This window comes from Actinobaculum sp. 313 (genome assembly GCF_003073475.1).
In the GTDB taxonomy this organism is placed as follows: Bacteria; Actinomycetota; Actinomycetes; order Actinomycetales; family Actinomycetaceae; genus Asp313.
Genome location: NZ_CP029033.1, coordinates 2,247,498 through 2,269,714, shown reverse-complemented (window position 1 = coordinate 2,269,714; position 22,217 = coordinate 2,247,498). Strand labels below are relative to the sequence as shown.

General features: G+C 60.8%; 14 protein-coding genes and 3 pseudogenes. 8 read left to right on the top strand and 9 right to left on the bottom strand.

All coding sequences use genetic code 11. The features are described 5' to 3' along the window. Positions 1-153: 153 nt before the first annotated feature. From DDD63_RS09800 to DDD63_RS09785, 4 genes are all read left to right on the top strand, one after another. Complete coding sequence (locus DDD63_RS09800) at positions 154-1,785, top strand: alpha/beta hydrolase (protein WP_108716211.1); 1,632 nt, start codon at positions 154-156, stop codon at positions 1,783-1,785. A gap of 53 nt (positions 1,786-1,838) precedes the next feature. Beyond that, entirely contained in the window at positions 1,839-2,435 is a 597-nt protein-coding gene (locus DDD63_RS09795) for a hypothetical protein (RefSeq protein ID WP_108716210.1), read from the top strand. 175 nt (positions 2,436-2,610) lie between these two features. Then, positions 2,611-3,330, top strand: a complete 720-nt coding sequence (locus DDD63_RS09790; protein WP_108716209.1) for a hypothetical protein — start codon at positions 2,611-2,613, stop codon at positions 3,328-3,330. Continuing rightward, complete coding sequence (locus DDD63_RS09785; RefSeq protein WP_108716208.1) at positions 3,330-3,647, top strand: type VII secretion target; 318 nt, start codon at positions 3,330-3,332, stop codon at positions 3,645-3,647. The genes DDD63_RS09790 and DDD63_RS09785 overlap by 1 nt, the downstream gene beginning before the upstream one ends. Positions 3,648-3,749: 102 nt before the next feature. On the opposite strand, the gene DDD63_RS09780 is transcribed toward DDD63_RS09785, so the two are convergent. Then, a complete protein-coding gene (locus DDD63_RS09780; protein ID WP_108716207.1) occupies positions 3,750-4,526 on the bottom strand; it encodes a hypothetical protein in 777 nt (258 codons plus the stop codon). After that, the gene (locus tag DDD63_RS09775) at positions 4,523-5,437 is read right to left on the bottom strand and encodes a hypothetical protein (RefSeq protein ID WP_108716206.1); all 915 of its coding nucleotides are present in this window, start codon (positions 5,435-5,437) and stop codon (positions 4,523-4,525) included. Before DDD63_RS09775 ends, DDD63_RS09780 begins: the two co-directional genes overlap by 4 nt. A 599-nt stretch (positions 5,438-6,036) precedes the next feature. Between DDD63_RS09775 and lysS the strand changes: the two are divergent. Then, a pseudogene (lysS, locus tag DDD63_RS09770) lies at positions 6,037-7,607 on the top strand (lysine--tRNA ligase). A gap of 172 nt (positions 7,608-7,779) precedes the next feature. Here lysS and DDD63_RS09765 read toward each other — a convergent pair. The 7 genes and pseudogenes from DDD63_RS09765 to DDD63_RS13235 form a co-directional block, all read right to left on the bottom strand. Beyond that, entirely contained in the window at positions 7,780-8,619 is an 840-nt protein-coding gene (locus DDD63_RS09765; protein ID WP_108716205.1) for an SMP-30/gluconolactonase/LRE family protein, read from the bottom strand. Between the two features lie 539 nt (positions 8,620-9,158). Beyond that, on the bottom strand, positions 9,159-9,791 hold the full coding sequence (locus DDD63_RS09760) for an LUD domain-containing protein (RefSeq protein ID WP_108716204.1): 633 nt from the start codon (positions 9,789-9,791) through the stop codon (positions 9,159-9,161). Then, the gene (locus tag DDD63_RS09755; RefSeq protein WP_108716731.1) at positions 9,788-11,347 is read right to left on the bottom strand and encodes a LutB/LldF family L-lactate oxidation iron-sulfur protein; all 1,560 of its coding nucleotides are present in this window, start codon (positions 11,345-11,347) and stop codon (positions 9,788-9,790) included. The genes DDD63_RS09760 and DDD63_RS09755 overlap by 4 nt, the downstream gene beginning before the upstream one ends. Continuing rightward, a pseudogene (locus tag DDD63_RS09750) lies at positions 11,347-12,134 on the bottom strand ((Fe-S)-binding protein). The gene DDD63_RS09755 and the pseudogene DDD63_RS09750 overlap by 1 nt, the downstream one beginning before the upstream one ends. Positions 12,135-12,146: 12 nt before the next feature. Continuing rightward, the gene (locus DDD63_RS09745; RefSeq protein WP_108716203.1) at positions 12,147-13,811 is read right to left on the bottom strand and encodes an L-lactate permease; all 1,665 of its coding nucleotides are present in this window, start codon (positions 13,809-13,811) and stop codon (positions 12,147-12,149) included. 567 nt (positions 13,812-14,378) lie between these two features. Next, a complete protein-coding gene (gene glpK, locus DDD63_RS09740) occupies positions 14,379-15,893 on the bottom strand; it encodes a glycerol kinase GlpK (RefSeq protein ID WP_108716202.1) in 1,515 nt (504 codons plus the stop codon). 226 nt (positions 15,894-16,119) lie between these two features. Then, positions 16,120-17,819 (bottom strand): annotated as a pseudogene (locus DDD63_RS13235) (glycerol-3-phosphate dehydrogenase/oxidase). A gap of 541 nt (positions 17,820-18,360) precedes the next feature. On the opposite strand from DDD63_RS13235, the gene DDD63_RS09730 reads away from it, so the two are divergent. From DDD63_RS09730 to DDD63_RS09720, 3 genes are all read left to right on the top strand, one after another. Next, positions 18,361-19,446 carry a hypothetical protein gene (locus DDD63_RS09730; RefSeq protein ID WP_108716201.1) on the top strand — a complete coding sequence of 362 codons (1,086 nt, stop codon included), beginning with the start codon at positions 18,361-18,363 and terminating at the stop codon, positions 19,444-19,446. 188 nt (positions 19,447-19,634) lie between these two features. Next, entirely contained in the window at positions 19,635-20,432 is a 798-nt protein-coding gene (locus tag DDD63_RS09725; protein ID WP_240611490.1) for an HAD-IIA family hydrolase, read from the top strand. A 176-nt stretch (positions 20,433-20,608) separates the two neighbouring features. Then, the gene (locus DDD63_RS09720; RefSeq protein ID WP_108716730.1) at positions 20,609-22,159 is read left to right on the top strand and encodes an FGGY family carbohydrate kinase; all 1,551 of its coding nucleotides are present in this window, start codon (positions 20,609-20,611) and stop codon (positions 22,157-22,159) included. Positions 22,160-22,217 lie beyond the last annotated feature (58 nt).

The window sequence follows — 22,217 nt, the reverse complement described above, 5'->3', positions numbered from 1 at the left end:
GTTGTCTGGTGTGCTGGGGTGTTCGGTCGTGGCTGGGGTGGCTGTGTGCTGGGGTTGTGTTGTGGGTTATGGTTGGGTAGTCTCGGGGTGATTTAATGGTGCTCGCCGGTTGTGGGTTCTCACCGGTTGGCTTGAGATGAAGGAGTCTGGGTCGTGGCGACGGTGGCGGAGATTGCGACGTGGCGGAGTGGGCCGTTGCGGGAGGCGAGTGCGGATTTGAAGATGACGGCGCGCCGGTATGCGGAGGTTGCCGAGGGGTTGGGCGGGTTTGTGAATGATGAGGTGTTTGTTGGTGAGGCGGGTGATGCGGAGGCGGCGTCGCGGCGGGCCTTGGTTGATGATATGGGGGATATGCAGCGGATTTTGGAGAAGGCAGCTAATGATTTTGATGCGATTGCGGATGCTATTGATGAGTTGGTACCGGAGGCGGAGGGGATCAGGATTGAGTTGGGTGGTGCGCAGGTGCCGGATGTGGGTGGTGCGGGGATACCGGATGGTGTGTATTGGCGGGCGACGACGTGTATGAGTAAGGGTGATGCGATTGTGAGAGCGTTGGAGAATGTGTATGCGGAGTTGGGTGGTTTGGTGGCGGCGGGTGAGGCGCCGAGTGCGGGGATTATGTCGCATGGTGTGTCTGCTCCGAAGAAGGGGTGGAGTGTTGAGGAGGTCAATGATTGGTGGACGTCTCTGTCGCGGGAGGAGCAGGAGACGATTATTACGAGTCATCCGGAGTGGATCGGCAACCTGAACGGTATCCCTATCGATGACCGCAGTGATGCGAATGTGAATCGCTTGGATGGTGAGATTGAGGCGGTCACGGCTGAATTGGAGAAAGCGGAGGAGGAGTGGGAGGCGTCCCGTGTGATGACGGTTCCGGAGATGGGACCGATGGTGCAGCGTGCTCCTGATCTGGTGGCGCTCCAGGATAAGAAACGCCAGTTGGAGGCGTTGAAGCAAGCGTTTGCAGAGGATGATGGGGATCATAAGTTGGTGAGTTTGGATGTGTGGTCGAGTGATCGTTTGCGTGCGGTGGTGGCGATTGGAGATGTGGATCGGGCGGATCGCGTGATGGTGCATACTCCGGGGATGACCTCGACGGTCAGTAGTAGTCTTGTGACCTTTTCCGGTGAGTGGGGCGGTGGTGTTGAGGGCGTGCAAAATGTCTTGAATGAAGCGAAGTGGCAACTGGATGGCCAGGGTCGTGGTGATGAGTTGGCTGGGGTGGTGTTTTTGGGGTATGACGCGCCGCAGTGGGATGAGATGGTCTCGAGTAATTCGGTGGCGTTGAGTAAGAGTGCGAGGGAGGGTGGTGAGAATCTGGCGGGGTTGTTGGAGTCGATTCAGGCGACGCATGAGGGGGATTTGTATCTGGTGGCGTCGGGGCATTCGTATGGGTCGACGGTCACGGGGTATGCGTTGCGGCAGTCCACGGTTGCTGATGAGGTGATGGTGATGGGTTCTCCGGGGATTACGACGCGGCAGAATCAGGATGTGAATATGGTGCCTGGGCATGTGAGTGTGGGCGAGGCGCAGGGGTTCCCGCGGATTCCCTTCGTGGATGTCGGTGATGGTGACCCGGTGGCTGATTTGGGCCGGTTTGGTGGGGATCCGAGTACGTCGCGGGAGTTCAATACGATTGGTACGGATGAATGGACAAGCCCGGAAGGGGTGGAGTATACGGACTCGAAGGGTCACTCCGAGTATTACGATGCGGGGCGTACCTCGGTCTATGACCAGGCCAGTGTGCTGATCGGCAATGGTGTGGTTGCGGGGGTGGAGCAGTGAGTATGCGGCGTCTGCGGTATCTGGTTGGTTGTCTTCTACTGTTAGGAGTATGTATGGCTGGTTGTTCTGATTTTTCGGAGAGGTATTACGGGCGGACGGATGAGTATCTCCCGGCCCGGGATGTGCCCTATAGCGAGGCGCGGCGCGAGGCGATCCTCCTGCTGCTGCAGTTACAGCAGACCCTGTCGGATGAGTTTGATGTGGGTGAGTGGACGCCACCAGCGCTGGGTGGCGGCTCGCAGGTTGATCGGACGACTTCGGGGTGTCCGGCCGGGACGGTGATCGAGTTTTGGAAGTTGGGGACGGCGGGGCCGCTGACTGGTGAGACGTGGCCGCAGGCGGTGGACCGGTTCGCGGAGATTCTGGCCCCGTTAGGGTTTAGTGGCCCGGTGGATGGGACGGTGGTTGCGGAGAATCCGATTGCCTTGTTCTTTAACGAGGAGACCGGCCAGCAGGTTCAATTGCGGTATAACAAGCGGACTTTGGTGGTGGTTGATACGGGGTGTGTGCCGGGGAAGTGGTCGCAGGATTGGCCGCAGGGCACCGAGGTTGTCCCAGAACACCTACGCACCACGGGCCGGGCGATCCACAGTGGCGAACCCGAGGAATGGGCACCCTACAGTCCGCCGAGCGACGAGGGTGGGGACTGATGGTCGAATCGTCGTCGCGCTGTGAGGGCCGGGTTGCTGCGCGGAAAGCCATGCCGTGCTGCGCAGCGCGTCTCGGCTTCCGTTGGTGGTTGTGGCATGGTGTGGGTGTTCCTCGTCTCGCGTCGAGGTGGCGCGTGGTGGGTGTTGGTCGTGCTGTGGGGGCCGGGTGATGAGCATGCGGCGGGGCTCTGTCCGCTCGGGTGGCGCGGCGGGGTATTGGCGTCGTGGCCTTGTCGTTGCCTGCTTGATGGGCAGTGTCCTGCTTGTGGCGTGTTCTGATTTTTCGGAGAGGTATTACGGGCGGACGGATGAGTATCTCCCGGCCCGGGATGTGCCCTATAGCGAGGCGCGGCGCGAGGCGATCCTGCTGCTTTTAGAGTTGCAGCGGACCCTGTCGGACGAGTTTGAGGTGGGTGAGTGGACGCCACCAGCGCTGGGTGGCGGCTCGCAGGTTGATCGGACGACTTCGGGGTGTCCGGCTGGATCGGTGATCGAGCGATGGAAGTTGGGGACGGCGGGGCCGCTGACGGGTGAGACGTGGCCGCAGGCGGTGGACCGGTTTACGGAGATTCTGGCCCCGTTAGGGTTTGATGGCCCGGTGGATGGGACGGTGGTTGCGGAGAATCCGATTGCCTTGTTCTTTAACGAGGAGACCGGCCAGCAGGTGCAATTGCGGTATAACAAGGCGACTGCTGTGGGTGTGAGTACGGGGTGTGTGCCGGGGAAGTGGTCGCAGGATTGGCCGCAGGGCACCGAGGTAGTCCCAGAACACCTGCGCACCACCGGCCGGGCGATCCACAGTGGGGAACCCGAGGAATGGGCACCCTACAATAGTCCGGTTTTTGGGGAACAGGCCTCAGGGGAACAGGCGTCTCAGGAAGGAGGTGAGGGGTAATGGACCGTTTGAGTGTTGATCCGGAGGTGTTACGGGATCGTGCTCGTGATGTGGATGAGTATGCGCAGCAGATCGGTAACACGCCGGGTTCTACGTCGTTAATCGGTAGCTGGTCGGCTGTGCCCAGTGCGAAACTCTCGAGCAAGTCCATGGATGCCGGTGCGGCATTATCGGACGGGCGTCAAGCCAGCATTGCCCGATTGGAAGAACTGGCCTCCGCGTTGCGAAGCACAGCCGAGGACTTCGAAACAACCGATGGCACCGCACATGCAACCATCATGGACCTAGTCAACTCCTTCCTTTTACCGCTGCCATAGGGGCGATGGGCGGCGATGAAGCGGAAGAGGGACGATTGCCTGACGTGCTCCCCGCCCGGGCCGGTTCCGCTAATCGCTGGGCTGCCAATGAGTACGCGCTTACTAGGATGCGACCCCCAGACCATCTGCCAGGAGCATCCACAAGCGCTGCGAGTTCAGCGGTACCAGGCGTGAGTTCTTCCCGCGAAGCTCTACACCCAGAAGAGCGCTCGGTGTATCTAATGCGGCAAGGGAACCGCGACCAACAAAGTCATCGGGCGTGATATCGAGCCGACTCAGCATCCAGCAACTCCAGCGGTTTTTCCGCAGGTCTGCGGCGACGGTGGGAAAGGTGCTTTCCACATGCTCAGCGAATTGGCCTGGCCGACCTCTGAAGGGACTCACGATGAGGTCGGTGATGTATTGCGTTGGCACGTCGAGCGTGGCGTCGGTATCGATCTGACGGCGGGGACCGATCCCGAGCATGTCCACAATCACCGTCGGAAGAACACCGGGATGAATTCTGCGGAGCAGCAGTTGGATGCGGGTCCGCTCCTCGATGAATCCCACATGATTGGCTGCCACCCAGATTCGTGATTCGTACCGCCTGTCTGAGATGGCAAGCTCGAGGCGAAAGCCCTGCACTGGATTGAGGTAGGCCTCAAGGAGGTGGCGTGCACCACGGGTGAGGCGGCCGTCGTCGATAAAGCCGTTGGCCTGGAGCCGTTCATAACAGTTCGACATTCGGTCCAATCGGTCGGCCATGCTTCGTGGATCAGGGGGCCGCGCACCTAGTTCCAGCAGGCGACGATGAGCAGCCCGAATGTGTTCGTCGTCGATGAATCCCTGCAAGGCATCCCAGTCCGCTTCGCGGCTGGAGACTCTTCGTGCGTCCTTCATGCGTCCTCCCCTGGTGTAGCGGTCCTACCTGTCGCGGCTCCTGGCTCCTCGCGGTGCATGTCCGCCTGCTCAGGCGGAGCCGGCATGCCGCCATTCGTGGCCGCCCCGGATGACGGTGCGACGTTGTGTGGATTGTGGTCATCATCGGGTCCTGCCGGGGGCATGACGCCGGGCGTCGCAGCGGGTGTTTCTTCCGGCGCTGCAGTGCTCGTCGTCGCGGACACGGAACCACCGGCCGACTGCTCCGGCGCAGCTGTATCCGTCGGCGGCTCAGGAACTGAAGCATTCGCGGCGGGAGCCTTCGAACGGTTCTGCGTAGTTCCGGTGCGTTCGCTGGAACGTTGGCCCGGTTGCGGGGCTGGCACGTTTCGCTTGGCGGTACCGGGTGTAGCAGGCCGATGTTGCTCGCGCCAACTGGAGGGCAGCCGACGCCCAGGGAAGGAGTGGACATAGGCGGTGGCCGGTTCCTCATCGGCGCCCAGCGGATCCTCTTCCGGGTTGAAAGTGGCGATAATGCTGTGCAGCAGGTCAACTAGCTTCGGATAATCCGGCGTCGCGCACGAGGCTGTGATCTGGTAGCCGTCACCGCGGGGCGTGATGGTCAGGACCTGAGTTTGGGTAACACTCACCCCCGAGATCGATAGCACGGTCATACTGACGGTCGCCGGATTGCCGGCAAGTGTCAGTTCGCCGATATCAAGGAGACGGTAGGTCGCGATATCGCTGGGGATATCATTACGGGATCGGCTCGTCCACTGCCCCAAAGAATCCTGCATGTCTTCAACGCGAAGAACGACGACGGACGGTGCGTAGTCACGATAACCGGCGGGCCCAAGTGCGACGTAGGCGGCGCCGTCGAAAATGCCGGTGGCTGGTTTTTCCTGCCAGGAGTCTGGAAGTTCTATTCTCATAAGCACCTCAACCTCTACCCGTGTGAGTATTCGCAACGAATCGGGCTCCGCACGGCAGTCTACCCGAAAGGAGCGCTCCGATCAGTTCTTATCGGGCCGTATCTGCCGTAGGCGGACGACGACGAAGCGGGCGCACCTTGGCTGGCGCTCCTCCAGTTCGCGCGAGGTTGCCATCCGGGTGCGAGGAGCTGAGCGGGATCCCCGCTTGCGTGGAGTTGGCTGCACGATCTCATGGGCCAACGCGGTCAGCGCCGCAGGATCCCCGCCAGCGTGGGGTTGGTCTTAGGCTGCCGTTCGGGTGTGAGGAACTGAGAAAGGTTGCGCCGCGCTCCTTCCAACTGCTCCACACATATGGGCGGGCACACCATCCGTATCATCCACCGGCACCCTGCCCCTGCTTGGAACCGTGAATATGGGCGGTACATCGGCCGCTTCATCTACTGGTACCCAACCCTCTGTTCGGAACTGCGTGTATGGGCGGGTGCACCGGCCGTCGTCGGTATTATTCCGTGCCCGACGAACCGGTACAACCGGTGTGAAACAGCCACGCGGCGGGGCACGAGAATCCCCAGTTCTGATGAAAATCACCACCGCCCAGAATGCGCTGGAGGACCGCGCCCGATAGGCTTGTTTTCGTGACTCAGAAGAACCAGCAAAACCTAGCCGCAGCCGATGACACGCCAGAACAGATTCGGGTGCGCCTGGCGAAGCGTCAGCGGCTCATGGATGAAGGCATCGAGCCGTACCCGGTTGAGCTCCCCATTACCTCCACCATCAAGCAGGTGCGGGCCGACTATCGGGGCGTGGAACCGGGAGTTGAGCTGGCCGATGATAGGGTCGGTGTGGCGGGTCGAGTGATGCTCGCTCGTACCGGCGGCAAGATTTGTTTCGCCACCCTGCAGGATGGTGCGGGCAACCGCCTGCAAGTCATTTTCTCGCTCGCCTACGTAGGGGAAGACGGACTGGACCGCTTCAAGGCCGACGTCGATCTGGGTGATCACCTCTTCGTGGAAGGGCATATCGGCGCGTCCAAGCGGGGCGAGCTCTCGGTGTTCGCGCACAGTTTCCGGATTGCCTCCAAGGCGATTCGCCCCTGCCGAAGGTATACAAGAATGCGGAGGGCGAAGATGTTTCGCTTTCCGAAGAGTCAAGGGTACGCCAGCGGCATCTCGATCTCATCATGCGCCCGGCGGCACGCGAGATGGTGCATTTGCGTGCCGGGGTTTTGAAGTCTTTGCGGGCGAACTTTGATCGGCGTGGCTACACCGAGATCGAAACACCCATGCTGCAGACCGTCCAGGGTGGCGCGGCCGCCCGGCCCTTCACCACGCATATCAACGCCTATAACGAGGATCTCTACCTGCGTATCGCCACGGAACTGCACCTCAAGCGCGCCGTCGTCGGCGGAATTGATCGGGTGTTCGAAATCAATCGCAACTTCAGAAACGAAGGTGCAGATTCCACGCATTCTCCGGAGTTCACGGCGTTGGAGGCGTATCAGGCTTACGCTACGTATGACACCATGGCCGAGCTGACGCGCGATCTGGTGCAGCAGGCATGCCTCGACACCCTGGGAACAACCGTCGTTACGCTGGCGGATGGCACGGAGTACGACTTCGGTGGCACTTGGGCAAGCCTGGATCTGTACACCGCGCTGAGTGAGGCGGTAGGCGAAGAAGTGACGGTTGAGACGCCGCGTGAACGCCTGGAGGCTTTGGCCGAGGCGCACGGTATCGCGGTGGCTCCGTTCTGGGTCAATGGAAAGATCGCCGAGGAGCTGTTCGAAGAGCTGGTGGGCCACAAACTCTGGGAGCCGACTTTCGTGCGCGACTTTCCGGAGGACACCTCCCCGTTGACCCGCCAACATCGCAGCAAGGCGGGGCTGACCGAAAAGTGGGATCTGTACGTGCGGGGGCTGGAACTCGGTACCGCCTACTCCGAGCTTGCCGACCCGGTGATTCAGCGTGAAAGGCTGGTCGCGCAGTCGTTGGAGGCCGCCGGCGGAAATCCGGAGGCGATGCAGCTGGATGAGGACTTCCTGGAAGCTATGGAGCAGGGTTTCCCGCCCACGGGTGGCATGGGAATGGGTATTGATCGCCTGTTGACGGCGATGACAGGTTTGGGCATCCGAGAGACCATCATCTTCCCGTTCATCAAGCCGCAGGGATAGTCCGCGACGCCAGCGGGGTTTGGGGCGCGGTACCGGTCCGAGTTCATGTACCGGTGGTTGGCATGACGTCAGCGGGGCCGTGCAACCCGCAGCCTTGTGTACACGCGGTGCGCATAGCGCCGACGGGCACTGCACCGTTGGGGATTGCGCAGATGGCTTTAAGGCATGCGCTTCACCCAACGTATTCGCGAGTGGGTTGCCCGGGCACCTCTGCACGCAGGTGGAAGACTGCTCCGGCTCGTGGTTCATCGGAGGTTTCGCGCGATGTCGTGATGAAGACATCCCGCCTGTCCTCTCCACCGAGTGTCACCGCTGTTACCCCTCGCACTGGCAGTTGCCATTCGCCGAGGATCTCCGCAGCGGGAGAATAGAGCCGCACCCTGCCCACCCGGTTAAGGGCACACCACACGTTCCCTGCCGAATCGACGGCCAAGCCGTCGGGGCGTCCCCCGTCTCCGTCGTGAAAGAGCCGACGGTTCACGAGGTGACCGTCGTCGGCCACATCGAAAACGTCAGTGCCGCCTGTGGCGGTGTCGTTGAAATAGGCGCGGCTACCATCCGGGGACCACTCGATTCCGTTCGACGTGGTGACTGATGGAAGAACGACATCATAGGACCCGTCCGCCGCGATTCGGAACAACTGCGCTCCCCCGGGGCGCCGATCATAGGGCATGCCACCCGCGTACAGCAGGCCGTGTGGATCAATACCGCATTCGTTCATGCGCACGGTCGGATCCTCCCACATGGCAGGTAGCGCCGTGGGAGGCACAAATGCAGAGTCGGCAAGGCCAATGCCTCGTTCGAGGCCGACGACGTAGCCGCCGCGCGTGCGCGGACGGACAAAAGCGGCGATGGACGAACCGGTGGCGAGGCGTTGGACGGCTCCAGCGTGATCAATGGTGAGAATGTCTCCGGCAAGCATATCGACCATGCGCAGGCCTCCCCAGGAATGGTGCCAGACGGGTCCCTCGCCGTGGTAGGCGATTACGTCAGTGATTTGTTCGGGATGCATCACTGACGATCATAGCGGGGCAGGTGTGTGCGAGGGGGTGATGTCGCCCGGGTCTGCCGACCTGGGCTTTCAGGGCGGGTGTGTGCGAGAGGAGATGCGGTCGGGTCGGCAACCCAATCCTGGATAGGTCGGCGGTGGGCCGTGTGCGAGGGGAAGCGCGTGATGGGAAGGCAAGTGCGAGGGGAAACGCGTGAGCGGTGGGGATGGTGGTGGATTCCTGGCCGGGACTGACCGGTGGCTGGTCAGGACTGACCGGTCAGGACATGGGTGACCGGTCAGGACATGGGTGGGCTTTTGTCTTCAGGACGTGGGTGTCGTGGTTTTCTGGGTTTCTGCAGTTTTGCGCGATATGCGCGCGAAACTGGGGAAAGGCGGAGTTTTTGGGGCAACGGGGACTGGGGCCGCCGTCGGCCCATCGTGTGCCAGTGCGGGACGCGGCGAAGTTTTGGGGAATGGGGAGTGAGGAAGATCCTCGGCATAGCGGTGGGTGTGCCCTGCATACGAGCACACCCACCGCTGCATATCGACTGTTCGCAGTGCTAACCGACGTCGTCGACGATAATGACGCGCAGTGTACGCGGGCCGTGCACGCCGTCGACACGCACCAACTCAATATCAGAAGTCGCCGACGGACCGGCAATCCACGTCGTGGGTCGGGTCGGATGCTGTGAAAGCACCTCGACGGCCTCCGGCACCGTCGCCTTAATCGTGCTGGCGTACAGGACGCACACATGCATATCCGGCACCAAGGAAATGGCGCGGCGGCCCTGATCGGGTTCGCCATCGAGCATAATCGTGCCGGATAGCGACACGGCCACCCTGGATGCCGTAAGCACGGCATCGGTGCCATCGAGTTCGTCCTTGGTCAGCGGCGGATCATCCACACGCACTTCGCAGCCTTTCGCCGCCGCTTCCTGCCAGCTCTTTTCCAGGCCTGGTGGTACCACCACGGACGAAGCGCCTTTCAATGCGGCAGCAATAGCCTCTGGAATGCCGTCCGGCGTGCAGTGCGTAACGGTTGCCGTGTAGTCGATCAGTGCCTGCTCCATTTCGGCGACGATGTCACCGCTGCCGGAGGTACGGTACTCGCGAGGGATTTCCGGAGCCTCCACTGGCCCGGCGGCGGCAACACGCCGCAGAATCTCCACCTTGGCCTCGTTCATGGCTTTCATTCCTGCTCCTCCTTATCGCGTGCCTTCCACCACTCACGGAAACTCTGCGCCGGTGGAGCGGGGATATCACGGACATGTGTCCAGTTCTGCGCTATCGGTAACGGGATATGCCCGATCTTTCGATCCGACCCGGCAATCAGACGTGCGGGATGGATCGCTTTGCCCGCGGCAGCCATGTTCTTTCCGGAACCCATGATCTTCGACGTCGCCTTCATGCCGACGTCCCAGATACTGGGGATTCCACCGCGGTTTTCCTCCGTGTACCGGTGCCGCAGGTGAACGAGTATGGTCGGAATGTCGATCTGCACGGGGCACGCCTCATAGCAGGCGCCGCACAGTGACGAGGCGAAGGGAAGCGTGGAGGCCGGATCGTGGTGGTCGAAGGCTCCCAACAGCTGCGGCGTCAGAATCGCTCCGATCGGTCCCGGGTACACGGAGTTGTAGGCATGGCCGCCCACGTGCTGGTACACCGGGCAGATGTTCATGCAGGCGCCGCAGCGGATGCACTTCAGGGCTTCGCGGCCAACGGGATCCGCCAACACCTTGGAACGGCCGTTATCCAGCAGAATGAGATGGAACTCCTGCGGGCCATCACCCGGGGTGACGCCTGTCCAGAACGACGTGTAGGGATTCATCCGCTCGCCGGTTGCTGATCGCGGCAACAGCTGGCTAAACACCTCAATATCCTGGTAGCGCGGTACGAGCTTTTCGATGCCCATAATGGTGATCAGCGTTTCCGGCAGAGTCAGGCACATGCGCCCATTGCCCTCGGACTCGAACACAGATAGTGTGCCCGTCTCCGCGATGCCCATATTGGAACCGGAAATCGCTACCTTTGCGCTGAGGAACTTCTTGCGCAAGTGCGCACGAGCCGCCATGGCGAGCTCGCGGGGCTCATTGCCCATATTCGGCGGAGCATCACCCATGCGCGCTTCGAAGATTGCCTTCACTTCGGCGCGATTGCGGTGAATGGCGGGAACGACGACGTGCGACGGCATATCGTTCGACAGCTGCACGATCATCTCCGCCAGGTCGGTCTCCCACGCCTGGATGCCCCGCTTGGCCAGGTACTCATTGAAGTTGATCTCTTGGGTGGCCATGGACTTTACCTTGACCACCTCATCAACGTTCTTCTCCTTGATGATGGAGTAGGCGATTTGGTTGGCTTCCTCAGCGTCCCGCGCCCAATGCACGATACCGCCGCGGGCCGTCACATTCGCCTCGAATTGCTCCAGCAGCTCCGGCAAGTGCGCCATCGTGTTCCGCTTGATATTGGAGGCGGCGTCGCGCAGGGCCTGCCAATCAGGCATTTCGTCTACGCGGGTGCCGCGCTTGGTGCGGATCTTTGTGGTGGCATAGCCGAGGTTGCGGCGCATCTGCGTATTGCGCAGGGTTTCATGTGCGCCTTCCTGGAAGGTCTGCCCCCACCGCAGCGGGTCCTCCGGAATCGGATGGCCGGGATACCAACCGAGTTCTGCCGCCTCCAGATCCTTCTCGGACCACTCGGAGGGGTTGATCTTCAGCTTCGTTGCAAGATTGCGCAGTGAATCGATCATCATGCCCCCACCTTTGTTGTGCTTGCGGGAGCCACCCACGGTTCATCCCTTGTTCCGGCCAGCACCTCGGCCAGGTGCATGGCACGTATTCCGGAACGCGTGCGCGAGAGCCCCCGCCGATGTTCATCAGGCACGAGTAGTCTCCGGCGACGACGATTTCCGCGCCCGTTGCGAGGATGTTCGACATCTTGTCCGAGAGCATCGATGATGAGACCTCCGGGTTTTTCAAGGAGAATGTTCCGCCGAAACCGCAGCAGATCTCGGCATCGGGAAGCGGAACGTAGTCGATACCATCAACGGCTTTGATTAGCCGGATTGGAGTGTCACCCACACGTGCCATACGCAGGGAATGGCACGTGGTGTGGTACGTGACCCGATGCGGGAAATAGGCGCCCACGTCTTCCATGCCGAGCACATTGACCAGGAGTTCGGGCAGGTCATACGTCTTCTTTGCGATAGCCGCTGCATAGGCGGAGAGTTGTTCCTCTCCTTGATCGGCAGCAACCATCGATGCCTGGTGACGTAGTGAACCCGTACACGAACCCGAGGGAGCAACGATGGCGTCCCACTCGCCGTCGAGGACGGGTTGGAACGTATTCACATGGTTGCGGATAAGCGGCATGGCCTCCGGGTAGTAGCCGGTGTTGATGTGCATCTGGCCGCAGCATCCCTGGTTCTCAGGGAAGACTACCTCGTGCCCCAGCCGCTCCAGCAGATGGACTGTAGCCTGCGAAGCCTGCGGGAACATGACGTCGGAGATGCACGTCGCGAATAAAGCGATTCTCATGGAACCTCCTTGTTAACTCACGATGACGAATCCTAGAACCCCGCGCGAGGCGAGGAAGATGATGATGCCCAACAATACGATGAGCAGTATTGAGAATGGCGCCGACTTGCGTAGCAAGGTTGACTCTGACCCGGGCTCTTTGATTGCCGTTGCCGCGATGGCAAGGTTCTGTGGGCTGACGATCTTGCCGATGCCACCACCGATCTCGTTGGCTGCCAGCAGCAGCTGTGGGCTGAGATGTGCTTGTGCAGCGGCGGTGGACTGAAGGTTGGCGAAGAGCGCACCGGCCGACGTCGCGGACCCGGTGACTGCGGTGCCGATCCATCCCAGCAGCGGGGAGAGGAAGGCGAAGGCGCCGCCGGTGGCCGCCAGCCAGGTGCCGATGGCAACCGTCTGCCCGGAGAAGTTCATGACGTAGGCAAGAGCCATCACAGCCATAATGGTCAGGATCGTCAGGCGCAGGTTGTAAATCGTGTTGCTCAGCGTGCGAATGCCACGACCGAAGGAGTATGTGAAGCGACCGCCCGATGACGTCGCTCCATAGGCGATGGAGACGATCAGTCCGGTGAGTAGGAGCATGGTGCCCGGGGAGGAGAGCCATTGCAGGTTGAAGATGGCGGAGGCGGACACCTCACCGGAACCGGTCAGCAGGTTGCCGTATAGGCCGGGCCATTTGATGGCGATGTCGGTAGAGGAGAGCCAGGCGGGGATGTCCACACCGATGTTCCACAGTTTGACGATACCGAAGATTAGTACCACCAGCCAGTAGGGCATGAGGCCGAGTGTTACACGGGACGCCGATAGTCCGCCTTCCGCCTCGGTCGACGAGTGCTGCTCTTCGGGGGTGGTCGGCTGCCAGAAGCGCAACAGAATGGCTACGAGAGCGAAAGAAATGAGCGAGGCGAATACAGCTGCGAGTTGGTAGGAGAGGAAATTGGAGGCGACGAAGTGACCGGCGGCCATTCCGAGGCCGGCGACCAGTGCTGCGGGCCAGGCCTGGCGGATACCGCGCATCCCGTCAAGGATGCCCAGAAGTAGGATGGGCAGCCAGCACAGCAGGAACGGGGTGATCCGACCCATGGTGGCACCGACAATATCGGCGGGCGAGCCACCCAGCTGGGCGGCGGTGGTGACGGGAATAGCCATGGCGCCGAAGCCGACGTTCAGGGCATTTCCCACCATGGTGACAATTGCTGCCTTGATGGGCGGAAGGCCGAGCGCGAGGAGCATGGCGCAGGCAATCGCAACCGGGGCGCCGAAGCCTGCTAGACCCTCGAGCAGACCGCAGAAGCAGAAGCCGATGAGAAGAGCCTGTACTCTCATATCGCCTTTGCCAACCACGGAGAAAACGGCGCGGACGTCCTCTGATCTCCCTGATGTTTCGGTCAGGTTGTAGATCCACACCGCCATAATGACGATGTACAAGATGGGGAAGAGGCCGAACGCTGCCCCCTGCGTGGCGGACAGTACTGACAGTCCAACCGGCATGTGGAAGCCGAGCATGGCAATGAGTAACGCCACCGCTAAGGAGCCGATGGCACATTTGTGAGTTGGGACTTTGAAAACGCCTAGCATGACGAAGAACACCACAAGCGGCAGCAGACCGAGTAGTGCGCTGAGGACGAGACTGGACCCCACCGCCGTGGTTGATGGGGTGAAAGAGGCGGCTAGTAGCATGAACGCTCCCTCATTGGAGTACGGATGGTGTGTGGGTGGCCGGGTGTTAGCCCGTCCGAACCCTGTGCACCATGGGCTAGTTTTAACATGTGGTTTGCTCGCTTTGCATCCCGCTACTTTATGGGACGAAAGTCTACAAGCCACTATTCGGTACATTAGCGGAAATCGACATACACAAGGAAGGTCTCACGTAATTCAATTTCGGGAGTTGTTGAGATTCCGCGGAAAAGTTCTGTGCCCCGGGGTGGTCGTTTGACCTGTAACTTCGGGAGAAAGTCCGGCGTGGGGAGGGTGCGGCGTAAGGCTGTGCCGCTAGATGATGCCGGGGAACACGCAGTGGGAATATGCACTCGGCTCTGACCGGGCCGGTAGGGAGCGGGTGAGTTGGGACGTTAGGCTCGTGCGGACGGGTCACAGGGCAGGCAGATGGCGGCAGCAAGGATTGCTATGCGCGGTCCGTACGCCCGCAGTCGTGCGCGTGGCAAGGGGCCGCCGCACCAACATGGCAAGGGGCCGCCGCACCAAAAAGAGAGGGTGCAGCGGCCCCTGAGCCGGAGGTTCGGGGAATTAGTCGATCCAGTCCAGTGTCCTGGCTACCGCCTTATTCCACTGATGGAGTTGATGCTCACGCTCGCCGTCGTCCATTTGCGGACTCCAGCGCGTGGCCTCCTCCCAGTTGGCGATGACGTCGTCCTCGCCCTCCCAGAATCCGACGGCGATGCCGGCGGCGTACGCCGCGCCGAGAGCGGTGGTTTCCGCCACGACGGGCAGAACGACGTCGGTATTGAGGATATCCGCCTGGAACTGCATCAGCAGTTTGTTGGCGGTCATGCCACCGTCAACGCGCAGTTGCTCGAGCTTCGCCCCGGAATCGGCTTCCATGGCGTCCAGCACCTCACGCGTCTGGAAGGCTGTGGCTTCCAGTGCCGCGCGTGCCAGGTGTGCCTTGGTGTTGTATCGCGTCATTCCGACAATCGCGCCACGCGCATCGCTGCGCCAGTGCGGTGCGAATAGACCGGAGAATGCGGGGACGAAGTACATGCCGCCGTTGTCATCGACGGTCTCGGCCAGTGCCTCAATCTCCGACGACGACGTGATGATACCGAGGTTGTCACGCAGCCATTGCACCAGTGAACCGGTTACAGCAATCGAGCCTTCGAGGGCATATACCGGGGCCTGATCGCCGATCTTGTAGCAGACGGTTGTAATGAGGCCGTTCTTGGAGAGCTGTGGCTCCGTACCGGTATTCAGCAGCATGAAGCAGCCGGTGCCATAGGTGTTCTTCGCCATGCCGGGCTGGAAACAGGCCTGCCCGAAGGTTGCGGCTTGCTGGTCGCCCAGGTCACCTGCGATCGGCTTGCCCGGCAGGAGACCTTCTTGCCTGCCGTAGCCGTAAATCTCGGAGGAGGACCGGATTTCCGGCAGCAGCGACATGGGAATGCCGGCGATTTCGCAGATATCGTCACGCCAGCTCAGCGTGCGCAGGTCCATCAGCATAGTTCGGGATGCATTGGTGACATCAGTGACGTGAACACCGCCGTTGACGCCTCCGGTCATATTCCAGATCAACCAGGTGTCCGGGGTGCCGAAGGCCAGCTCGCCGCGTTCAGCACGCTCGCGCACTCCCTCCACGTTCTCCAAGATCCACATGATCTTGGTGATAGAGGCATAGGTGGACAGAGTCTCGCCCACGATCTCGTGGAAGCGATCCAGCCCGCCGTCGGCCGCCAGTCGGTCAACGATGTCCTGTGACCGGGTGTCCTGCCAGACGATGGCGTTGTATACGGGTTCGCCCGTATTTCGATCCCAGATAATGGTGGTTTCGCGCTGATTCGTGATGCCAACTGCTGCGATGTCGTGGTGGTTGGCGGAGGCCTGTGCCAAGGCCATGCCAACCGTTTCGCGCACATTTCCCCAGATTTCGACCGGGTCGTGCTCCACCCAGCCGGCGTGGGGGAAGATTTGCTCGTGTTCCAACTGGCCGCTGGAAACGACCTGCCCGGCGTGATTGAACAAGATCGTTCGGCTTGATGTGGTGCCTTGATCGATCGCGAGAACGTACTTGCGTTCGGTGTCGCTCATATGGACTATTCCTTTCTCGTTGATGGCGGGCGGGAAGAATTGGGCTCCCGAGTAGTGCCGGTGATTCTAGCCGAGTCGCGAAGCCAGTGGCACCGTTTTCGCTCAATTCGTTAGCAACACTCGAACTTGCCGAGCCGGTGACAGTGGCGGGAGGGATCGCCCCAACGGAGTGACGCCCTGCCCAGCGCTGATCACAGTCTTCTGTTTGTGTTGCCGCCGAGTCGTCTTAGCCGTGAATCTCCGGCGCGACATCAAGGAAAGGCGTGGCATCTGGAGCCTCTGCGCGTACACGCTGAGCCTCCGCTTCGTCGCGTATACCCTCTGCCTTTTCCTCTGCCTCGCACCTTGCGTGATAGGAGGCGATCTCGGTTTCCTTCTTCCTCTCGTCCCATCCGAGTAGTTCGCCCGCCAGGGTGGCGATTTCGTCGGCAGTCGCCAAGCCGCGGTCACGATGCTCATACGTCAGGCGCGTCCTGCGTGCGAGCAAGTCTTCTAAATGGAGCGCTCCTTCGTACTCCACGCCGAAAGCAATCTCCGCGCGTAGGTACTCGGGGGCTCCCTCCAATTCTCCCGCAAGATCGGGGCGCTCCGTGATCATTTGCAGAAGTAGATCTATATCTGATCCATATCGATTCAGAAGATCCTCGACATGGTCAAGGGTCAGGCCGCTCTGCCGTGCGATGGTATGGCGGCGACTCCACATCACTTCGTATTCCGCCGCTCCAGACAGCGTGGTCGTGGTGGTGAGCGACGGATTCTCTTTCGCTCTCTTCTTGCCGAGCGCAAAGTCGACGGCGTCCTCGGCCATCTTGCGATAGGAGGTTAGTTTGCCTCCCGCAATGACGACCAGGCCCGGTGCAGCTTCGGTGACGGTATGCTCGCGGGATACCTGCGTTGACTTCGATTCGTCGCCATCGAGCGTGCCGGGTTGTAGAAGAGGGCGCAGTCCGGCGAAGGTGCCGATAATGTCGCTCTTCGTCAACGGCTGGGCGAGAACTGAGTTAGCCTGCTCCAGGACGTATTCAATATCTGCGCTATCTGCCACTGGTTCGCGGCGATCTTCGTGGTAGGCGGTATCCGTGGTGCCGATAATCCAATACCGCTTCCACGGGATAATGAAAAGGACCGACTTTTCCGTGCGGAGGAAAATGCCGACTTTCGAATCGATGCGGTCCTTGGGAACGACTATATGGATGCCCTTAGAGGCGAGGACCTTCAGACCGCCGGTGGTGCCGGCTAGGGATTGCGTTTTCTCCGTCCACACGCCAGTGGCGTTGATGACGGTACGTGCCTTGACGGCGACGACGTCGCCGGTTTCCAGATCATGCAGTTGTGCCCCGCGACTCGTCCGGTGGCGTCCTTGGTCAGAGCGGTCACCTGCACGCGGTTGGCAGCAAGTGCCCCGTGCCGGACGGCGGTGCGTATCAGATTCACTACCAAACGGGCGTCGTCAACACGGGCATCATAGTAGACAATCGAGCCCGTAAGAGAGTCCTTTTTCAGTGCGGGTGCCAGGGCGAGCGAGCCCTGGCGGGTGTAGTGGCGCTGGATGGGCACGGAGCCGCGGTGGGCGAATTGGGCGATGGCGTCATACATGCCCACGCCGACCGCGGAATAGGTCCGTTCAATCACGGGCATTTTCAGTGGCCAGAGGAAGGGCTGGGCCTTGACCAGGTGGGGCGCCGTGGTGGTCAACAGCAGGCCGCGCTCCCGTAGCGACTCGGCGACAAGAGCAAAATTGAGTTGATAGAGGTAGCGCAGGCCGCCGTGGATAAGCTTTGATGAGCGCGACGATGTTCCAGATGCCCAGTCTTGTGCCTCGACAATACCTACGCGTAATCCGCGGGTTGCGGCGTCCAGGGCGATTCCAGCGCCCGTCACCCCGCCTCCGATAATGAGTATGTCCAGGTCATCATCGGTGGCCATGTCTGATAGTGCGTGCTGGCGTTCTCTTTGCGAAAGTTTGGCTAGTGGCAACGTCTCTCACTCCTTGTGGATCTTCGGACTGATCTTGCCGACCTCGAATGCTCTGGTCACTCGAATGTTCTGGTCAGCAGCACTTTCGTGCGGTCCAGTTATTTGCTCGGCGCGCCTGTCTACTAAACTTGCTGGTTGTGGAGGTGTTGTGCTCCACACCTCATCCTTCCAGAGCGGTGGCACATAGTCACTAGTGCGCACACCTGTGCATGCGCAGGGCGAAAGAGCGGGTATCCGTCGCGGGCTCATCCACGCGGACACGTGCGTGCAACTTTTCTCACAGGCGCGCCACGTGCTCGAAGTATGTGCAAGAGTGTTCAATTCATGATGTGGGCTGGGGGTTCACTGTTACGCTCTTGCCTCGTAAGGTGCACGGCGACGTGCGGATACAGCGGGGTAACGGCCGAGGTTACTTCGGGTATGTCGGTCGTGTATCGACACCAAGGGAATAATGTCCGATACCAATTCGAAGAAGAGTTAAGGAACGTCTATGTTCATAACGTCTGTTGGGGTCTTTTTATTCGGCCTCCTCGCCGCCATCGCCGGCGGAGCCGTCGGTGCCGCCATCGGAGGCAACTACGCCTTCGTTCTCACCGGCTTCTGTGTACTTGCCTCCTGGGGCGTGTTCGCAGCTACCGGTAGCACGTTTGGCCTCGATTACCTGGCCTTTGGTCCCTTCATGGGTCCGCATATCGCATTCGCCGGTGGCGCTGCGGCCGCCATTTACGCTCGCTACAGGGGAGCTCATACCGACGGCAAGGATGTCAACTCACCGCTCGCGGGTCTCGGACGAGCAGACGTTATGCTTGTCGGTTCCGCCTTCGGCGTGTTCGGCTACCTCCTGCAGATTGGAATTTCTCAGATACCATGGTTCGGGAGCCACACTGATTCGGTGGCCTTGACCGTGGTCACCTCCGGTATTGTCGCTCGTATCATGTTCGGCGGCACACCTGGAAAGGGTGTCTGCAAGGGTTCGCTGCACAACCCGGAGAAGTTCAACGATGGTGCACGCGGCCTGTTCGGCAAGATTCAGCCCGGCCCCAACGGTCACTGGTTGGAGTGGCAGGAGAAGACCGGTCCGCTGTTGACAATCGGTTCACTCTTCGGCATTTTCGGAGCCGGTGCTTCGCTGTTCTTGGCATCCAACGTGGGCGCAGCTCTGGCGGAGAGCCATCCGGAAGTGGCCTTCGATCTTGCTGCGCGGCAGGCCAATACCTTCGGATTCGGTATCTCGGCCGTCATCATCCTCTTCCTGATCACCAACCGGAATATGCCGGTGCAGCATCACGTCACGAATATCGCCGGTCTGGCGGCCATTAATTTCTTCCCGATTCTCATGGGCGAATCGCTGGATACCTTCCACTGGACGGCGACCTCGACCTGGGATTCTCGTACCTGGACGATGGCGGTTCTTGCCCTTGTCATCGCTGCGGTGTTCGGCATCATCTCAGCGGTGCTGGCAGAGTTCTTCGCCCGCATGTGGTACAACCGCGGCGTCTCCCACATTGATCCTCCGGCAGCCGCCATCTGGATCTGCAACACGTTGGTGTGGGTCCTCGCCGGGTTAATCGCATAGCGCATTATCCAGAACTCCGTCCGCCGGGTGCGGCGACACCCGGCGGACGGGAGCCAACGCGGATGGAATTCCGCAAAGTATATCGCCTGTCAAACACCGCCACTGCACGTCACAATCGGAAGCGCAAGGAGCCAGTTCACGTGGAGTACACCTCGCCCGGAAAACTATTCGACGCCTACATCTTTGACATGGACGGCACTATCTACTTGGGAGATCATCTCCTCCCGGGAGCCAAGCGCCTTATCGAGGGTCTGCGTCGCCTCGGCAAACCGGTTCGCTTTCTTTCGAATAATCCGACCCGTGACCCGCAACTGTACGTAGAGAAACTCAACCGGCTGGATATTCCCGCCAGCATCGAGGACATTACGAATACGGTTGTCACTACGGTCCACTGGCTGCGAACCAATCACCCCGATGCGAAGGTGTTTCCCATCTCCGAGCAGCCGCTCAAGAATGCGCTGGCTGAGGCGGGCATTGCCATGAGTGAAGATCCGGAAGAGATTGACATCGTCATCGCCTCCTATGATCGGACCTTCGAGTACCGGAAACTACAGATCGCCTTTGACGCCATCTGGTACCACAAGCGTGCATTCCTGATTACTACCAACCCGGACCGGTACTGCCCGTTCCCGGGGGGACGTGGGGAACCTGATGCCGCTTCAATTGTTGCCGCTATCGAGGCGTGCACCGGTACTCGCTGCGTCGCGAACATGGGTAAACCGGAGCCAATCATGCTTGACGCCGCTATTGCAGGTCTGGATGTAGATCCAGCCAACTGCATTATGGTCGGCGACCGGCTCATGACCGATATCGGCATGGCCATCAAGACGGGAATCCCCTCGGCACTTGTGCTGACGGGCGATTCCACGCTGGAGGAAGCCGAGGCGCTCGACCCAGCGTCTCAGCCCACTTACGCGCTTTCACGCGTCGACCACCTCATCCCGGACGAGATTCGGAAGCAATGGGGCTGGAGCGACAACGACTGACCGCTAGGAATCATGTGTGTCCGCCGTCGTGCGCGGCCAGTGGTGGGCTGGCGCGAACGGCACACATACGGTGACAACGATGTCAGTAAACTCGTGCGTAAACCTACAACTGCAACACGGAGGTTGCCTTGTCCACTTTTCACAACCCTAATTCTCTGACCGGCGGTCCCTACGTTATGGGCATCGACTTTGGAACAGAGTCGTGCCGAGTCGGCATCTTTGACCTTCTCGGTTCCCCGGTCGCCTTCGCCGCAACGGGCTATCAGACGACGCATCCGGCACCCGGTTGGGCGGAGCAGTCCCCGGTGGACTGGTGGAATGCACTTATCGCATCCACACATCAGGTGATGCAGCGCTCCGGTCTGCAACCACATGAGATTGCCGGAATTTCGTATGATGCCACGACGATGACAGTCGTCGCACTCGATGAGGCAGGGGAGGCGCTGCGGCCAGCCATCATGTGGATGGATGTGCGCGCTACCGAGCAGGCGGCCCGTGTGGTGAATACCAGTTCGCCCGCTCGCCGCTACACCGGTGGGGGTACGCTTCCGCCTACCGCCGAATGGTATCCCTTCAAGGCCGCATGGCTGAAGGAGAATGAGCCGGAGACCTATAATAAGGCCTATCGCCTGGTCGATGCGCCGGATTGGTTGACCTTCCGACTCACCGGGGAGTGGACACAGAACATCAATACCGCTGCCCATCGCGCCTACTACGACCGTGACAACGGCGGCTGGCCGGTTGACCTGTACGAAGAGGCAGGGGCCGGCGACGTGTTCGACAAGCTCCCCTCAGTTGTCAACGATCTCGGGGTGCCGGTGGGAGGCCTCTCAAAGACCGCGGCCGAGGCGCTCGGGCTCATCCCAGGCACGCCCGTTGCCCAGGGCGGCGGTGATGCGTGGCATGGTCAGATCGGCCTGAACGTGCTGCGGCCGGGCAAGATGTCGCTGGTGACGGGATCTTCGCACGTTATGTCGGGTCAGTCACCCGATCCGGTTTCCGGCCCCGGTTTCTTCGGTGGGTATACCGACGGAGTCGTCCCTGGCCAGTACACGGTGGAGATTTCGCTGGTCTCCTCGGGATCGGTTCTCGCCTGGTTCAAGAACAATTTCTGCCCGGATATCACCCTGGCAGCCGAGCAGACGGGCTTGAATGCCTACGACATTATGAACAGTCGCTCTGCGGACATTCCGATCGGCTGCGACGGTCTGATCATCAACGAGTACTTCCAGGGCAACCGCACCCCCTATTCGGATTCCAAGGCGCGCGGTGTGATGTCGGGGCTTTCTCTGGCACACAGTCGCGAGCACATGTATCGGGCGATCCAAGAGGCCGTGTGCTACGGCGTGGAGGCGAATCTGCGTATGCTGCGCAACGCGGGCTTCGCCGTCGAGGAATTCGTCGGCTGCGGCGGGGCGATGAAGTCGCGCGCCTGGGCACAAATGCACGCGGATGTCACGGGAGTTCCAATCACGCTGCCGGAAGTCGGCGACGCAGTTACGCTTGGTTCCTGCATCCTGGCGGCAGCCGGCGCCGGTTTGTACCCCTCGGTACAGGATGCGGCGGATGCGATGGTCCACGAGCGCGAGCACATAGAGCCCGATATGGAGAAGCACGACCGCTACGCGTTCTACGCTGACCAGTACTGCGAGCAGTACCCGCTGATGCAGGACCTCATCCATCGCACGGTGGATCACGTGGATTCTGAACGCGACGCCGCCCAATAGGACGACGCCCGGGGCGGCGAGGACATTAACTCGCCGCCCCACTCAACGCCGGAAGCAG

Coding starts and splice junctions, on each gene's coding strand:
- DDD63_RS09765 (WP_108716205.1), bottom strand. CDS start 8,619: ATGCATCCCGAACAAATCACTGACGTAATCGCCTACCACGGCGAGGGA.
- DDD63_RS09725 (WP_240611490.1), top strand. CDS start 19,635: ATGGACGGCACTATCTACTTGGGAGATCATCTCCTCCCGGGAGCCAAG.
- DDD63_RS09720 (WP_108716730.1), top strand. CDS start 20,609: ATGGGCATCGACTTTGGAACAGAGTCGTGCCGAGTCGGCATCTTTGAC.
- DDD63_RS09755 (WP_108716731.1), bottom strand. CDS start 11,347: ATGATCGATTCACTGCGCAATCTTGCAACGAAGCTGAAGATCAACCCC.
- glpK (WP_108716202.1), bottom strand. CDS start 15,893: ATGAGCGACACCGAACGCAAGTACGTTCTCGCGATCGATCAAGGCACC.
- DDD63_RS09795 (WP_108716210.1), top strand. CDS start 1,839: ATGGCTGGTTGTTCTGATTTTTCGGAGAGGTATTACGGGCGGACGGAT.
- DDD63_RS09760 (WP_108716204.1), bottom strand. CDS start 9,791: ATGAAAGCCATGAACGAGGCCAAGGTGGAGATTCTGCGGCGTGTTGCC.
- DDD63_RS09730 (WP_108716201.1), top strand. CDS start 18,361: ATGTTCATAACGTCTGTTGGGGTCTTTTTATTCGGCCTCCTCGCCGCC.
- DDD63_RS09785 (WP_108716208.1), top strand. CDS start 3,330: ATGGACCGTTTGAGTGTTGATCCGGAGGTGTTACGGGATCGTGCTCGT.
- DDD63_RS09780 (WP_108716207.1), bottom strand. CDS start 4,526: ATGAAGGACGCACGAAGAGTCTCCAGCCGCGAAGCGGACTGGGATGCC.
- DDD63_RS09745 (WP_108716203.1), bottom strand. CDS start 13,811: ATGCTACTAGCCGCCTCTTTCACCCCATCAACCACGGCGGTGGGGTCC.
- DDD63_RS09775 (WP_108716206.1), bottom strand. CDS start 5,437: ATGAGAATAGAACTTCCAGACTCCTGGCAGGAAAAACCAGCCACCGGC.
- DDD63_RS09790 (WP_108716209.1), top strand. CDS start 2,611: ATGCGGCGGGGCTCTGTCCGCTCGGGTGGCGCGGCGGGGTATTGGCGT.